Origin of the sequence: Streptomyces sp. ISL-11 (genome assembly GCF_018614525.1) — a bacterium.
Classification (GTDB): domain Bacteria; phylum Actinomycetota; class Actinomycetes; order Streptomycetales; family Streptomycetaceae; genus Streptomyces.
In genome coordinates, this window is sequence record NZ_JAGGOL010000027.1 from 1 (window position 1) to 14,554 (window position 14,554).

16 protein-coding genes, 1 tRNA gene and 1 other RNA gene are annotated in these 14,554 nt (G+C 70.6%); 10 read left to right on the forward strand and 8 right to left on the reverse strand.

Annotated features, from left to right (window positions below; genetic code table 11):
• Both J7E86_RS06880 and ffs read right to left on the reverse strand, forming a co-directional pair.
• Positions 1-1,371, reverse strand: a 1,371-nt coding sequence (locus J7E86_RS06880) for a DNA polymerase III subunit gamma and tau (protein ID WP_215080617.1), incomplete at its 3' end; no start/stop codon positions are given.
• Positions 1,372-1,468: 97 nt separating this feature from the next.
• Positions 1,469-1,563, reverse strand: an RNA gene (ffs, locus tag J7E86_RS06885) — signal recognition particle sRNA small type.
• A 110-nt stretch (positions 1,564-1,673) separates the two neighbouring features.
• On the opposite strand from ffs, the gene J7E86_RS06890 reads away from it, so the two are divergent.
• The 5 genes from J7E86_RS06890 (at position 1,674) to J7E86_RS06910 (ending at position 4,628) form a co-directional block, all read left to right on the forward strand.
• Positions 1,674-1,761: transfer RNA gene (locus J7E86_RS06890), tRNA-Ser, on the forward strand.
• Between the two features lie 526 nt (positions 1,762-2,287).
• The gene (locus J7E86_RS06895; RefSeq protein ID WP_215080733.1) at positions 2,288-2,833 is read left to right on the forward strand and encodes a PH domain-containing protein; all 546 of its coding nucleotides are present in this window, start codon (positions 2,288-2,290) and stop codon (positions 2,831-2,833) included.
• 120 nt (positions 2,834-2,953) lie between these two features.
• A complete protein-coding gene (locus tag J7E86_RS06900; RefSeq protein ID WP_215080618.1) occupies positions 2,954-3,847 on the forward strand; it encodes a phosphorothioated DNA-binding restriction endonuclease in 894 nt (297 codons plus the stop codon).
• A gap of 80 nt (positions 3,848-3,927) precedes the next feature.
• Positions 3,928-4,206 carry a ribbon-helix-helix domain-containing protein gene (locus J7E86_RS06905; RefSeq protein ID WP_215080619.1) on the forward strand — a complete coding sequence of 93 codons (279 nt, stop codon included), beginning with the start codon at positions 3,928-3,930 and terminating at the stop codon, positions 4,204-4,206.
• On the forward strand, positions 4,203-4,628 hold the full coding sequence (locus tag J7E86_RS06910; protein WP_215080620.1) for a PIN domain-containing protein: 426 nt from the start codon (positions 4,203-4,205) through the stop codon (positions 4,626-4,628). Before J7E86_RS06905 ends, J7E86_RS06910 begins: the two co-directional genes overlap by 4 nt.
• Before the next feature lie 331 nt (positions 4,629-4,959).
• Here J7E86_RS06910 and sigJ read toward each other — a convergent pair whose 3' ends face one another.
• On the reverse strand, positions 4,960-5,838 hold the full coding sequence (gene sigJ, locus J7E86_RS06915) for an RNA polymerase sigma factor SigJ (protein WP_215080621.1): 879 nt from the start codon (positions 5,836-5,838) through the stop codon (positions 4,960-4,962).
• 101 nt (positions 5,839-5,939) lie between these two features.
• On the opposite strand from sigJ, the gene J7E86_RS06920 reads away from it, so the two are divergent.
• From J7E86_RS06920 to J7E86_RS06940, 5 genes are all read left to right on the forward strand, one after another.
• Complete coding sequence (locus J7E86_RS06920; protein ID WP_308312501.1) at positions 5,940-6,740, forward strand: NAD(P)H-binding protein; 801 nt, start codon at positions 5,940-5,942, stop codon at positions 6,738-6,740.
• A gap of 112 nt (positions 6,741-6,852) precedes the next feature.
• The gene (locus J7E86_RS06925; RefSeq protein ID WP_215080622.1) at positions 6,853-7,278 is read left to right on the forward strand and encodes a hypothetical protein; all 426 of its coding nucleotides are present in this window, start codon (positions 6,853-6,855) and stop codon (positions 7,276-7,278) included.
• A 5-nt stretch (positions 7,279-7,283) separates the two neighbouring features.
• Positions 7,284-7,715: a DUF393 domain-containing protein gene (locus tag J7E86_RS06930; protein WP_215080623.1), complete on the forward strand. Its 432-nt coding sequence runs from the start codon at positions 7,284-7,286 to the stop codon at positions 7,713-7,715.
• A 9-nt stretch (positions 7,716-7,724) separates the two neighbouring features.
• On the forward strand, positions 7,725-8,444 hold the full coding sequence (locus J7E86_RS06935; protein WP_308312502.1) for a TetR family transcriptional regulator: 720 nt from the start codon (positions 7,725-7,727) through the stop codon (positions 8,442-8,444).
• 190 nt (positions 8,445-8,634) lie between these two features.
• Positions 8,635-9,111 carry a hypothetical protein gene (locus tag J7E86_RS06940; RefSeq protein WP_215080624.1) on the forward strand — a complete coding sequence of 159 codons (477 nt, stop codon included), beginning with the start codon at positions 8,635-8,637 and terminating at the stop codon, positions 9,109-9,111.
• 105 nt (positions 9,112-9,216) lie between these two features.
• Here J7E86_RS06940 and J7E86_RS06945 read toward each other — a convergent pair whose 3' ends face one another.
• The 5 genes from J7E86_RS06945 to J7E86_RS06965 all read right to left on the reverse strand — a co-directional run bounded on the left by J7E86_RS06945 (position 9,217) and on the right by J7E86_RS06965 (position 14,546).
• Positions 9,217-11,256 (reverse strand): M6 family metalloprotease domain-containing protein, encoded by a 2,040-nt coding sequence (locus J7E86_RS06945; RefSeq protein WP_215080625.1) that lies wholly within the window; start codon positions 11,254-11,256, stop codon positions 9,217-9,219.
• A 227-nt stretch (positions 11,257-11,483) separates the two neighbouring features.
• Positions 11,484-11,792: an SCO5918 family protein gene (locus J7E86_RS06950; RefSeq protein WP_215080626.1), complete on the reverse strand. Its 309-nt coding sequence runs from the start codon at positions 11,790-11,792 to the stop codon at positions 11,484-11,486.
• A gap of 55 nt (positions 11,793-11,847) precedes the next feature.
• Positions 11,848-13,314, reverse strand: a complete 1,467-nt coding sequence (locus J7E86_RS06955; RefSeq protein ID WP_215080627.1) for a DEAD/DEAH box helicase — start codon at positions 13,312-13,314, stop codon at positions 11,848-11,850.
• Between the two features lie 344 nt (positions 13,315-13,658).
• On the reverse strand, positions 13,659-13,862 hold the full coding sequence (locus tag J7E86_RS06960) for a cold-shock protein (protein WP_018536328.1): 204 nt from the start codon (positions 13,860-13,862) through the stop codon (positions 13,659-13,661).
• A gap of 333 nt (positions 13,863-14,195) precedes the next feature.
• Positions 14,196-14,546, reverse strand: coding sequence for a MerR family transcriptional regulator (locus J7E86_RS06965; RefSeq protein ID WP_215080628.1), 351 nt, complete (start codon positions 14,544-14,546; stop codon positions 14,196-14,198).
• Positions 14,547-14,554: the final 8 nt, after the last annotated feature.

Sequence of the window (14,554 nt, forward strand, 5' to 3'; positions counted from 1 at the left end):
GGCCGGGGCCGCAGGGGCGCCGGAGACGGCCGCGCGGGCGGCCGCGGGACCGGTGACGCCGGCGGGCGGAGCCGCGTGGGCGTCGGGACCGGGCACGTATCCGGCGGCGGCAGCGCCGTGGACGCCCGGGGCTGCCGGGGCGTAACCGGCGGGCGGCACCATGGGCGCCGTCACCACCGCGGCGCCACCGACAGCGCCTACGCCGCCGGCGAGGGCGCCGCGCTCCAGCTTGTCGAGCCGGGCCCGTACGGAACGCTCGTCGTCGAAGGCGGCGGGCAGCAGGACGCGCGCGCAGATCAGCTCCAGCTGGAGCCGCGGCGAGGTGGCGCCGCGCATCTCGGTCAGGCCCTCGTTGACGAGGTCGGCGGCGCGGCTGAGCTCGGCGGCGCCGAAGACGGACGCCTGGGCCTGCATGCGCTCGATCAGGTCGGCCGGGGCGTCGATGAGGCCCTTGTCCACGGCGTCCGGGACGGCGGCGAGGATGACGAGGTCGCGCAGCCGCTCCAGGAGGTCCGCGACGAAGCGGCGGGGGTCGTTGCCGCCCTCGATGACGCGGTCGACGATCTCGAAGGCGGCGGCACCGTCGCTCGCGGCGAAGGCGTCGACGACGGAGTCGAGCAGCGAGCTGTCCGTGTACCCGAGGAGGGACGTCGCCATGGCGTATGTCACACCGTCCTCGGCGGCGCCGGCGAGGAGCTGGTCCATCACGGACATCGAGTCACGCACGGAACCGGCACCGGCCCGGACGACGAGCGGCAGCACGCCGTCCTCGACGGGGATCTTCTCTTGCTCGCAGACCTCGCCGAGATAGTCGCGCAGGGTGCCGGGCGGCACGAGGCGGAACGGATAGTGGTGCGTACGCGACCGGATCGTCCCGATGACCTTCTCGGGCTCGGTCGTCGCGAAGATGAACTTGAGGTGCTCCGGGGGCTCCTCGACCACCTTCAGCAGGGCGTTGAAGCCCGCCGGGGTGACCATGTGCGCCTCGTCGATGATGTAGATCTTGTAGCGGCTGGAGGCGGGCCCGAAGAATGCCTTCTCGCGCAGCTCACGGGCGTCGTCCACACCACCGTGCGACGCGGCGTCGATCTCGATGACGTCGATCGAGCCGCGGCCGTTGCGCGCGAGGTCCTGGCAGGACTGGCACTGGCCGCAGGGCGTGGGCGTGGGGCCCTGCTCACAGTTCAGACAGCGCGCGAGGATGCGCGCGCTCGTCGTCTTTCCACAGCCGCGCGGCCCGCTGAACAGGTACGCGTGATTGACCCGGTTGTTGCGCAGCGCCTGCTGCAACGGGGTGGTGACATGCTCCTGACCGATGACCTCGGCGAAGGACTCGGGACGGTAGCGGCGGTAGAGCGCGAGGGACGACACGTCTACGAGGTTATCCGGCCCCACTGACAAGTGGTCTCGATCACACTTCTCCGGCTCTCCAGGGCCTCCGGGAAACCCCTCGGGAGCCCCAGGAAACGCAAGGGCCCCCCACGCACCCACCAGAGCTCACTTACCCTTGCTGCCTTCCGGCCCTGGGGGAGTTCGGTGAGATGGCGCCACGTGAGGGGCTTGCCCTCAGCCTAGCCGATCCTGAGCGGTGCTCGTGCCCCCTCCCCCTCGGCTCCCCCACCTCGGAGGAAGGCGTTCGCGAGCACCCCTTCCGGTCTTGTATTGTTTGCCGCGGAGGATTCGCCTAGTGGCCTAGGGCGCACGCTTGGAAAGCGTGTTGGGGGCAACCCCTCACGAGTTCGAATCTCGTATCCTCCGCCAGTGCCTCACCGGGCACGACTCGAAGGGCCCCACCGTTCGCGGTGGGGCCCTTCGACGTATCTGTCTCAGCTGGTTTTTCCGTCGGCTTCGAGCAGCTCCCAGATCGCGTCTCCGACTCGCTGCGCGACCTTGCAGAGCATCGCCCCGGCGATGTGCATGCACTCGGGGCAGGCGCCCGTCCCGTACGCCCGGGTCCCGCAGCAGCCGCTTCCAGATGTGGTAGATCGGTGTTCGGACTCGGCGGCCCGTCGGTCGGCGAGGCGAAGACGCACCCCCTGTCCTCCCACTTGGTACCGGCCGCGATCCGTTCCTTCTCCCGCGTGGAGGGGCAGATCTTGCGCGTTCGCCCTCGGTGACCGGGTCGTGTTCCGAGTTGGCCACGACACCTCCGGCCTGCCTGCGGATCTTCCCGCATTCCCAGGGCACTTGGGCGGTTACGTCGATACGCTCCGGGTCCACGGAGGCCACCGAGCTACCCCCGGGCCCAGGACCTCACCTGCATTGCCGTCCCGAAGAGAGGTGCCTGATGGCGGCCTTCAACGTGCGGCCGGACATCGATGCCGCCGCCGCGAAGCTGAACAACACATTTGGCGCCAAGAGGGAGATCAAGAGACTCCCCGAGGTGCTGTGGGAAGGCGAACTCATCGACATGCTCGCCACAGGCACCTACGCCAACGGCACGGGCATCGTCGCCATGACGAACATGCGGCTGCTGTTCCTGAAGCACGGCGTCATGTCGCAGACTGTGGAGGACTTCCCCTACGGCAAGGTCTCCTCGGCGCAGTGGCATGGCGGCATCGTGATGGGGACGCTCACGGTGTACACGTCAGGGAACCGGGCAGACATCAAAAACATGCCGAAGGACCAGGGCAAGGCCATCGCTGACAAGTTGCGCATGCGCATCGCGCAGGGCACGCAACCGGGCGCGGCGCCAGTGCCGGCGTCACCTGCTCCTGGCCAGGGTCAGGATGCGGCCTCCCGGCTGGCGACGCTGGACCAGCTGCGTGCCGCGGGGGCGATCACGGACGCGGAGTATCGGGACCGGAGGAAGGCGATCACCGACAGCCTGTAGGCCTAGGTGAGGACGGTCCCCGCGGATGTGGCGTGGGGACCGTTGTCGTGTCGCCTTCCGGGCATGGCAGATGTGCCGGCACCTCGCCGGGGGACGAGGGTCACATTACGATCGCCGGTCATGGACTGGCTGGAGCGGACCGCGAAGTTGAGGCAGTGGGCCAGAAGTGGGGCGCGTGCTCCGCACAAGCCGCTGCTGTTCCTTTACGCCCTGGGCCGGTTCCAGCAGGACGCCGACGGTGAGCTGCCGTACAGCGCGGTGGAGGAAGACCTGAAGCGGCTACTGGCCGAGTACGGGCCGCCCAACAAGACGACACCTGCCTATCCGTTCCATCATCTGGTCAGTGACGGGGTGTGGGAGGTATACACCGATCGCGGCCCGGGCAGCCCTGGCAGCGGGGTGCGGGAGCTGCGAGCGGCGGGGGCGGCCGGGCGGCTGGCGCCGGAGCTGCGGGCGGCGCTGCGGCGGGAGCCGTCGCTGCTCGGCCGGATTGCGCGGGCACTGCTCGACCTGCACTTCCCGCCCTCACTCCACGGCGAGCTGTGCGAAGCCGTGGGCCTGGAGCTGGAGCCGGCGGAGACCGAACAGCTCCCGGCTGCGCGGAGGCGGCGGAACCGGCGGATGCGGGAGCTGATCCTCACGGCCTACGAGTACCAGTGCGCCTTCTGCGGCTACGACGGCAGGATCGGCGCGGTGCCGGTCGGGCTGGAGGCCGCGCACGTGCGCTGGTGGGCGTTCGGTGGCCCGGACGACGTCGAAAACGGACTCTGCCTCTGCTCGCTGCACCACAAGCTCTTCGACAAGGGCGCCCTCGGCATCGGCGATGGCCACCGCATCCTTGTCTCGCAACGTTTTGTCGGCCGCAGCCGCGCCGCCCGTGAGCACGTCATAGCGCTCGCGGGCCGTCCGCTCGTGGGCCCTCAACCGGGCGCCCACCCCATCGCGGCGTCCCACCGCTCCTGGCACACCAGTCAGGTCTTCCACGGCAGTCCACGCCCTGCCACCGCTGCCTGACCGCCGTCCCCCTTCATCGCATCGGCCCGACCGCGGCACAGAGTGGTAAGGGGGATAACACCAAGAGTATGGTCGCTTGTATGGCAACCAAGAAGGTGACGGTGACGATCCCTGAGGATCTCCTTGACGAGATCCGCGCGGAGGCGGCAGAGCGGGGCCTGTCGGCGTACGTTGCCGAGGCGCTGCGCTTCAAGCGCGACCGGGACCGGCTGCAGGAACTGGTCGACTGGCTGCAGGAGGAGCATGGGCCCGTCACCGAGGACGAACGCGCGGCAGCGTTCGAGGAACTGGAGGATCTGGACGCCGAGCACGAGCGCCGCCGCGCCGCCGGAAAGCGCAAGGCCGGAGAGGCCGCGTGAAGAAGCAGGCCGGTGAGCGCGGGCAGCAGCCGCTGCGCATCTTCGTACTCGACTGCGAAGCCCTGTCCCTGGCCGTACGCGGCGACCGGAAGATGATCGCCTGGTTCGACCTCGCGGCCCGAGGTGAGGCCGAGGTCGTGACGTCCCCGATGACACTGGTCGAGGCATACGACGGCAGAACCACCGAACAGCGCTGGGACTGGGTGCTCTCCCGGCTGAGGGTCGCCGACATCGGGAAAGACGAGGCTCGCCAGGCCCGCCGACTCCTCGCCGACGCCAAGCTGCACGGCCACAAGTACGCGATCGACGCGGTACTCGCCGTCATCGCGCGGCAGCAGAAGGGACAGGTCACGGTCTTCACATCGGACGTGGACGACCTGGAGAAACTGGTCCCGGACTCGATCGTCGTCAAGAAGGTATGACCCGACGCTCTGGTCTCATTCACCAACGTCCAGCCCCCCCCCGGACGTCCACTTCGCCGCAGGTCGTAACGCCTCCGCCCACCCCCGGACACCCAAACGAACATTTGGAAAGCGTGTTGGGGGCAACCCCTCACGAGTTCGAATCTCGTATCCTCCGCACAGTGCCTCACCGGGCACTAACGAAGGCCCCGACCGGGAAACCGGCCGGGGCCTTCGTGTTTCTCCGGCCGGTCGTCGCCGCGGCCGTGCCGTCCGACGTATGACGTATCTCGTAAGGCCCGCCGCGCCACGACGGGGGTCATGGCGCGGCGGGTCGCCCGTGGGGCGAAGCTCAGTGGTTCAGGTCGAGGGCGCTCAGGCGTTCCGGGTCGGCCAGGACGTCGATCGCGACGATCCTGCCGTTCGTGACCGTGAAGGCCATGACCGACATCGGGCGGCCGTTCGCGACGACCGTGACGCCCGGGGTGCCGTTGATGAGGGCCGGGCGGGCGAACGGGGAGAGCTTGCCGAAGGTGATCGCCTGGCCGGCCACGGTGCGGGCGCCGTGGAGGGCGACCGTGTGGCGGGCGCGTACGACGCCGCCGTCGGAGCGGAGGACGACGTCGGGATCGAGCACGCCGACGAGCGCTTCGAAGTCGCCGTCGCGGGCGGCGGCGAAGAACGCGGCGACGACTTCCCGCTGGCGCGCGAGGTCGGGGTCGGGGGCGGGGGCCTGGCCCTGTACGCGGCGGCGGGCGCGGCTCGCCAGTTGTCTCGTCGCGGCCGGGGTGCGCTCGATCATCTCCGCGATCTCGTCGAAGGGGACGGCGAACATGTCGTGCAGGACGAACGCGAGCCGCTCGGCCGGCGTCAGCGATTCGAGTACGACCATCAGCGCCAGCCCGACCGAGTCGGCCAGCAGCACCTCCTGTTCGGGGTCGACGACCCCGGACGCCGGGCTGATCACCGGGTCGGGCATGCGCGACTCCAGCGGATCCTCGCGCCGCTGCTCGCGTGAGCGCAGCATGTTCAGGCACACCCGCGCCACCACCGTGGTCAGCCACCCGGCGAGGTTCTCCACGCCGCTGACGTCGGTGCGACCGAAGCGCAGCCAGCCCTCCTGAACGGCGTCCTCGGCCTCGCTGATCGAGCCGAGCATCCGGTAGGCCACCGCCCTCAGATGGGGCCGGTGCTCCTCGAACCGCTCCGTCAGCCGTGCGCTGTCGTCCACGTGTCACATTCCTTCCGCGCTGGGGGTCATGTCAGTAGACACACGAAACGCGACGTTGTCACCGGGTGATCAACTCCCGGGCGAACGAATTGGAGAAGACCGTGACGACCTCCCCCCTCCTGGTCACCGGCGGCACCGGCACGCTCGGGCGCCTCGTCGTGCCGCTCCTGCGGGACGCCGGCCACGACGTGCGGGTGCTGAGCCGGCACGCCCGCGAGTCCGTGGACGGTGTCGAGTACGTGACCGGCGACCTGCTCAAGGGAGAGGGAATCGACGCCGCGGTGGCGGGCGTCGGGACCGTCCTGCACCTCGCGGGCGGCCCCAAGGGTGACGACGAGGCGACCCGGAACCTGGTGCGGGCCGCGTCGGGGGCCGGGGTGCGGCACCTGGTGTACATCTCGGTCATCGGGGCGGACAGGGTTCCGCTGGGCTACTTCCGGGCCAAGCTGGGCGCCGAGCGGGCGGTGGCGGAGTCCGGGATTCCGTGGACGACGCTGCGGGCCGCCCAGTTCCACGACCTGGTGCTGATGGTCGTGGGAAAGATGGCGAAGTCTCCGGTGATGCCCGTCCCGGGCGGCCTGCGGTTCCAGCCGGTCGACGCGCGCGAAGTGGCGGCCCGGCTCGTGGAACTGACGCTCGGCGAGCCGGCCGGCCTGGTGCCCGACCTGGCGGGGCCGACGGTGTACGGGATGGCCGAGCTGAGCCGCGGTTACCTCCGGGCACGCGGGAAGAGCCGGCCGATGCTGCCGGTCCGGATTCCGGGGAAGGCCGGCCGCGCGTACCGCGCCGGCGAGAACCTCTCCTTCGACGGAGCCGCCACCGGGAAGCGGACCTGGGAGGACTTCCTGGCGGAGCGGGTGGAGCGAGTAGGGCGGGTGGGTCGGGTGGAGCGGGCCTCCTGACGGCATATCAACAACAGGCCGACCGTCCGCCGACAGCAACTTGAACGCGTTCAAAAACAGGTCTACAGTCACGACCACAGAGTTTTGAACACGTTCAAGAAGGAGTCGGAGCGTGGACCTCAGCGTCGTCGCATACGTCATCTACTTGCTGGTCAGCCTCGGGCTCACCGTCTGGGTCGCGCGGACGCTCAGCCGCAACGGACGGGTCTTCCTCGCCGATGTGCTGCGGGGGGACGACAAGCTCGCCGAGGCCGTGAACCATCTGCTGGTGGTCGGCTTCTACCTGGTGAACCTGGGGTTCATCGCGCTGTACCTGCAGGACGACACCACCATCACCGACGCCCGGGGCGTGTTCGAGGCGCTGTCGCAAAAGCTCGGCGTCGTGCTGCTCGTCCTGGGCGTGATGCACCTCGGCAACGTCTTCACGCTCAACAAGTTCCGCCGCCGGGGAATGATGGAGCGCGAGCAGCGGCCGCCGGTCCCGCCGCAGGGGTACACCGCCCCGGCCGGCCCGTGGGCCGCACCGGCCGGGCACTGAGCCCGATGCCGACCGCCACCACCGTCGACCGGGGCACGCACCAGGCCCCGGTCCACCGGCTCACCGTGCTGTACGACGCGCGGAGCGCCCTCTGCCTGCACCTGTGCGACTGGCTGGCGAAGCAGCCGCGGCTGGTGCCGCTCGATCTCGTGCCGGCCGGATCGGACGAGGCCCTGCGCCGCTTCCCGCGGCTCGACCACGCCGGCTCCCCGGAGGAGATCACCGTGGTCGGTGACGGCGGGCAGGTGTACCGGGGGCCGGCCGCGTGGGTCGTATGCCTGTGGGCGCTGTCGGAGTACCGGCCGCTCTCGCACAGGGTCAGCGACCCGTCGGGGATCCGGTTCGCGCGGGGCGCGGTGCTGACCGCCGCCGGGTACCGCGGGGCGCGGTGGCCGCGGTACCCATGGCCGCCGGTCGCGCCACAGCCCATTGACTAGGCTCTGACCGTGCCAGCAGAGAACGAGCCCCGACCGGCCAAGAGCGAGCAGACCCGCACCGCGATCCTGGAGACCGCGATGACGCTCTTCCAGGAACGCGGCTACGACAAGACCACGATGCGGGCCATCGCCAAGGAGACCGGGGTCTCCGTCGGCAACGCGTACTACTACTTCGCCGGCAAGGAACACCTGATCCAGGGCTTCTACGACCGGATCGCCGCCGAGCACCAAGTGGCCGTCCGGGACGTGCTGGAACGGGAGAGCGGGCTGGAGGCGCGGCTCGCGGGCGTCCTGCACGCCTGGCTGGACATCGCCGAGCCGTACCACGAATTCGCCGCCCAGTTCTTCAAGAACGCCGCCGACCCGGAGAGCCCCCTCAGCCCCTTCTCGCCCGAGTCCGAGCACGCGCGCGAGGCGGCCATCGACGTGCACCGGGAGGTGCTGGCGGGCTCCAAGGCGAAGGTTCCGGCCGAGCTCGCGGACGTACTGCCCGAGTTGATGTGGCTGTCCCAGATGGGGCTCGTCCTGTACTGGATCTTCGACCGCTCCCCCGACCGCGAACGCAGCCGCCGGCTGGCCGACCGCGGGGCCCGGCTGACCACCCGCGGTGTGGCGCTGGCGCGCTTCCGGGTGCTGCGGCCGCTCGTGCACGAGGTGCACGAGCTGTTCACGGACTTCCTGCCGGGAATGGCCCAGACGGTCACGGCCCGCAAGAAGCCGACGAAATGAACCACCGCCTCCCCGGACAGAGGTCGATCCGGACGCTGTCGTCGTCCTCATGACATATGCCGGGTACGTGCTGTGCCACCGGCCCAAGCGCCACAGGACGGGCGGCGGACCGGCGAGTGTCGGCGGGTAACCTGCACCGGTCAACATCACGTTGACGCTCTTTCGCGCAGTCGATCACGGGGACCCAGCCATGTCCGCACCGCCGCCGTACTACCAGAACCAGCAGCCCAACGGCTACCCGCAACAACAACAGCAGCAGCACGGATACCCGCAGCCGCCCGCACCCCAACGGCCGCAGCGGCCGAGCGCGTTGCAGAGGCTGCTCCCGATCGTCGTCATCCTGGCGGTCTTCGGCGGCGGAGCCTGGTACGTGTGGGATTACAACACCGACCCCAATGGGGGCAAGGCCAAGGAGAACGCCGCTCAGGCCGCGCAGGCCGAGGAGAACAAGAAGCACGACCCGAATATCGGCGACTGCGTCAAGATCCGGGATCCCCAGGGCAAGCCGGTGCCGGACATCGTCGGTTGCGACTCCGGCGAGGCCGAGTACAAGATGGGTCAGAAGCTGTACGGCCCCGACAAGAAGTGCGGGCCGGAGTTCGCCTACGGCATTCAGTACTCCATCACTCGGGGCACCGACTACACGCTGTGCTTCACCAAGGTCTGACGTCAGCCGCGCTTCCGCCGCACGCGCTGGTACGGCCGAACGGGCGCGGCGCACCGGCCCGGGCCGGTGCGCCGTGCCTGTCCGGAAAAGCCTTCGGAAAGCGCGCTACTTCTTGAGCGAGCAAGTGGCCTGCGCCGTCCTGTTCGGGTCGCTCTCCGAGCGGGCGGTGAGGGTGATCTTCGTGTCCCGGTCGGCGGCCGCCTTCGCGGTCACGGCGACGGTGACGGGGACCGCGGTGCCGGCCGCCGCCGTGGTGAGCCGCTGGGGGAGCCAGGCGGACCAGCCGCGCCCGGAGGCGGTGGCCGACAGCCGGTAGACGTCGGAGGACAGCGAGGGATCGGTCCCCGGGGCGGTCTTCCCGGTGTTGGCGAGCGGGAAGGTGCACACGGCCCGGCCGCCGGCGGGCTTGCCCTTCGCCGTGCCGCGGCCGAGGGCGAGTCCGCGCTCCTGCGGGCCCGCGCCGTCCAGGGACTTCACGCCGACGCTGTACGAGAGCACACCGGAGGCGTCGCGCCGGACGTCGAGGACGTAGAAGTGCAGGCGGTTGGCCTCGTCGACGTATTCGTACGAGCTGCCGGAGTCGGCCCCCGCGTGGAAGAGGGCGTCGCTGAGCTGCCGGTAGTCGCCCATGGTGATCTTCTGGAGGGTGCCGTCGGGGCGCTTGAAGTCGACCAGACCGATGTCCTCGGGGTGGGCGTCGACCACCCAGGCGAAGGGCGCCCGGTCGGCGTTCTTGGTCTTGCTCAGCAGGACACCGCTGTCGGGGGTGAAGGAGTCCATGCCCATGCGGTCGACGACCTCGACGGTGTAGTTGTCGTAGCCGCCGCCGTCGCACAGGGGGTCGGTGTTCCGGTCGCAGGCCGGGGAGAGGTCGCGGCGCATGGAGATGTTGACGCCGGTGAGGCCCTTCTCGCCGGGGGGCGCGGAGCGGGCGGTGACGCGGGCGACGACGAGGCCGGAGTCCTTGAGGGCGTCGCGGTCGAGGCGCAGGACGTTCTTGTCGTCGACGATGCCGAGCTTGAGCTTGTCCCGCAGCACGTGCTGCGCGCCCATCGAGCCGCCGGCGGTGGCCGGGATCTGCCAGCGGGTGTGCGGGCCGCCGGGGCCGTTGAACGAGCCGCGCGAGAGCATGCCCCAGATGCCGGTGTAGGAGCGGCTGAGCGGTGTGCCGTAGGGGTTGTTGTAGTTGTCGCCGATGCCCAGGATGTGGGTGAGCTCGTGGGCGAAGGTGGCCATGCCGGAGCTCTCGGCCTGGGTGGACGAGCCGTCCGCGGCGTTGGGCCAGATGCGGGCGGCCGCCTGCCAGGACGTCCAGGGCACGTAGCGGGTGCGTGCGGCGTTGCCGCCGCCGGGCGTAGCGGCCGGCGGTCCCCAGGCGGCCGGCACGTCCTGTGCGGAGGGGAACCTCATCTGCCCGAACTCCTGCCAGGCGGACGACTCGTCGACGCCGGCGGTGAGGTAGAAGACGAAGTCGAACTCGGCGGGCTTGCCGGCGCCCGCGTCGGCGACCCAGGCGCGCTTGCCGTCGGTGCGGAGGTCCTTGCCGCAGGTGTCACCGCGCGGGCAGGCGTCGGGGTTCATGCCGGGCTCGATGCCGTACTGGTAGGACTTCCCCGGCATCCGGTAGACGCCGAAGGCGGTCAGGTCGACGCCGACGCGGCCGCCGGAGTCCTCCATCCAGTACTCGTTGATGGTGTGGCCGTGGTTGAGCTGACCGGGCTTGTTCAGGAAGTCCTGGTAGAACTTGGCGACTTGGCCGCGGGGGATGCCGGCGGCGGTGGGCAGTGGGTTGCCGAACCGGGCGGCGCCGGCCGCCTTGGTGACGGAGAACTCCTCGTCGGGGTAGTCCAGGAGCACCAGCGCGCCCTTGAACGTGCGCCGGGTGGGCTTGACGTCGGGATCGGCCCAGTGCGTACCGGGGACCGAGCGGTATTCGGCCCAGGTCATGTCGTCCGGGTTGCGCCAGCGCTGCGGGTCGACCGGCTGGACGAGCGCCGGGCGCGCGCGGGAGGCGGCGTCGGGTGTCGCCCGCGCGGGTCCGGCGGCGAGCGCGGCGGCCAGGAGGCCGAGGAGCAGGGCGGCGACGCCCGTCGCGCGTAAGGGGGTCCGGCGTGGCCGGCGGGCGGGTCTGTGGCGGAGGAACACGGCTCACCTCTTTGCCTGAAGTCACCTGGAGTCGCTAGACGGGGGCATGACAAGGCGTGCGATGGAGGTGCCCATCGCGGTCACGGTAGGGCGGGGAGAGGCGTGACGCCAGAGTGCCCGCGTGACGTTCGTGAGGCGGTACGACTCCGGGGGCGGCGGAGCCGCACCGTCACCTCACGCGAAGAGCCCCGACCGGACACCGGTCGGGGCTCTTGGCGCGCGTCGGATCAGTTGGCGGCCGGGCTGCCGAGCAGCGCCGACGCGGCCTCCAGCGCGGTGGGCGCGACGGCCGGGGCCGGGGCCGGGGTCGTGTGGCAGGTGAAGCCGAGGCGGGTGAGGGCCCGCGTCACCTCGCCCGCGCTGAAGTCGCGGCGGTCCTGCTTGGTGATCACTTCACCCACCTGCTTGACGGGGTAGGTGCGGCGGTTGATGGTCACCGACGCGTCCGTGACCGGTTCGGGCTTGATGCCCTTCATCGAGTGCTCCACCTCGCTCTTGACCAGGTCGAAGGGGAAGCGGGCGATGACGCAGCGCATAGTGCCTCAACAGGGTTGTGGAAGAAGACCGGACGGAAGGGGGAAGGACGTCGGCTCAGGCGGCCCTGCGGGCGCCGCCGGAGGGACGGCGACCGCGGGCCGGGGAGGTGCGGCGCCTGGCGCCACCCGCCGCCGCCGGCGGAGCGGCGATGGTGACGGGAACGCCCGAGGGCGCCTGGGCCCCGGTGATGCGGCTGAGTTCGGCCTCGCCGGAGCGTACCTGGGCGATCCGCGGGGTGATGCCCGCGTCGGCCATCAGGCGGGTCATGTCGCGTCGCTGGTTGGGCAGGACGAGGGTGACGACGCTGCCGGACTCACCGGCACGGGCGGTGCGGCCACCGCGGTGCAGGTAGTCCTTGTGGTCGCTCGGCGGATCGACGTTGACGACCAGGTCGAGGTTGTCGACGTGGATGCCGCGGGCCGCGACGTTGGTGGCGACCAGCACGGTGACGTGACCCGTCTTGAACTGGGCGAGCGTACGGGTGCGCTGCGGCTGGGACTTGCCGCCGTGCAGCGCCGCGGCCCGTACACCGCTGTTCAGCAGGTGCTTGGTCAGCTGGTCGACGGCGTGCTTGGTGTCCAGGAACATGATCACGCGGCCGTCGCGGGCGGCGATCTCCGTCGTCGTGGCGTACTTGTCGGCGCCGTGCACGTGCAGGACGTGGTGTTCCATCGTGGTCACCGCGCCGGCCGACGGGTCGACGGAGTGGACGACCGGGTCGTGCAGGTAGCGGCGGACGAGCAGGTCGACGTTGCGGTCGAGGGTGGCGGAGAACAGCATCCGCTGGCCCTCGGTGCGCACCTGGTCGAGGAGTTCGGTGACCTGCGGCATGAAGCCCATGTCGGCCATCTGGTCGGCCTCGTCCAGGACGGTGATGGCGACGCGGTCCAGACGGCAGTCGCCGCGCGCGATGAGGTCCTTGAGCCGGCCCGGCGTCGCGACGACGACCTCGGCACCGCCGCGCAGGGCGCTCGCCTGGCGGCCGATCGACATGCCGCCGACCACGGTGGCCAGCCGCAGCCGCAGCGCCCGGGCGTACGGGGTGAGCGCGTCGGTGACCTGCTGGGCCAGTTCCCGGGTGGGGACGAGCACGAGGGCGAGCGGCTGCCTGGCCTCGGCCCGCTGCCCGGCCGTACGGACCAGCAGCGCCAGGCCGAAGGCCAGGGTCTTGCCGGAGCCGGTGCGGCCGCGGCCCAGGACGTCCCGGCCGGCCAGGGAGTTCGGCAGGGTCGCCGCCTGGATCGGGAACGGCTCGGTCACGCCGAGGTCGGTGAGCGTCTTCAGCACCGCGTCCGGCATGCCGAGGTCGGCGAACGACGCGGCGGCAGGCAGGGCCGGGGTGATGGTCACCGGCAGTGCGAACTCCCCCTGGGGAGCGGCGGGCCGGCGTCCGAAGCCGCCGGAGCGGCCGGAGCCGCCCGTACGGCCCTGGGCCTGCGCGCGGTAGCCGCGGCCGGAGCCGGCGGCGGGGGCGCCATTGCGGCGGGGTGTGCGGTCGTTCATGCGCGTGCTGCGGTTCATGGGGAACCTTCCTCGATGCGGCAACGTATCGAGGAATTCCCGGCGGCGATGGCGGGCCGCGCAGAGGATCGCAAGAACGAGCCGAAGAAATGCGGATACGGAGCCCGGTCGCCGGTATGCAAACCGGGCCGGCTCTCCGGGAAAGAGCTCGGGCGGACCGGTGTCCGGGCGTGGCCGGGGACGGGCGACCCGGTGTACGTACGGCCCGGCGGGCCGCCTAGCAGGAAAGGGGACGTGCCGGCACCGGCACGCCCGCCGGCGCCCTGAAACGCAACGAGCTGGGGCCCGCACCCAAGGTGCGGGCCCCAGCCACGTCATGCGTCATGCGCCTCGAAGCGTCGAGGTCAGGCGGGAACGATGTTCTCGGCCTGCGGGCCCTTCTGGCCCTGCGTGACGTCGAAGTTCACCTTCTGGCCTTCCTGGAGCTCACGGAAGCCCTGGGTGGCGATGTTCGAGTAGTGGGCGAACACGTCCGGGCCGCCACCCTCCTGCTCGATGAAGCCGAAGCCCTTTTCCGCGTTGAACCACTTGACGGTGCCAGTAGCCATGTCATATCTCCTTCGGGGCATTGCCCGAGGGCCGCACTGTGCGACCCCGAGTCGCCGTAATGATTGCCCCGGCCGGAATAGCACCGGAAATACAAAAGAGCCCGCCGGGCACAGAAAGCCGGGAGAGCACCTGAAGTCCTTGGGAAACCACAACTGCAACTGAGATCCAGCCTAGCACGGCGCAAGCGGCTGATCACGGGACGTAATTTCACTCCGCCCGCCGCAGTACAATTCCTCATCGCGCATGACGCTGATTTCTGTGTCTGCGACGCGAGATATTCGGATGCGCGGGGCACAGCGCGGAGGCGGAGCGGACCGGGAACGGTGGCCGCCTCAGGCGCCGGCGGACGCGTCGGGGCCGGCGGCCGGCGAGCGGCGCAGCTCCTCGTTGAGGCGGAGCGCGTCCTCCAGCTGATCCTCAAGAATGACGATGCGGCACGCGGCGTCGACCGGCATACCGCCGTCGACGAGCTCGCGGGCGCGGGCGGCAATGCGCAGCTGGTAGCGGGAGTAGCGGCGGTGGCCACCCTCGGAGCGCAGGGGAGTGATCAGCCGGGCCTCGCCGAGGGTGCGGAGGAAGCCGGGCGTGGCGCCGATCATCTCGGCCGCGCGGCCCATGGTGTAGGCGGGATAGTCGTCGTCGTCGAGTCGGTCGGTGGCGTGCGGCTGGGTCTCTCGGGGCATCTGCACCT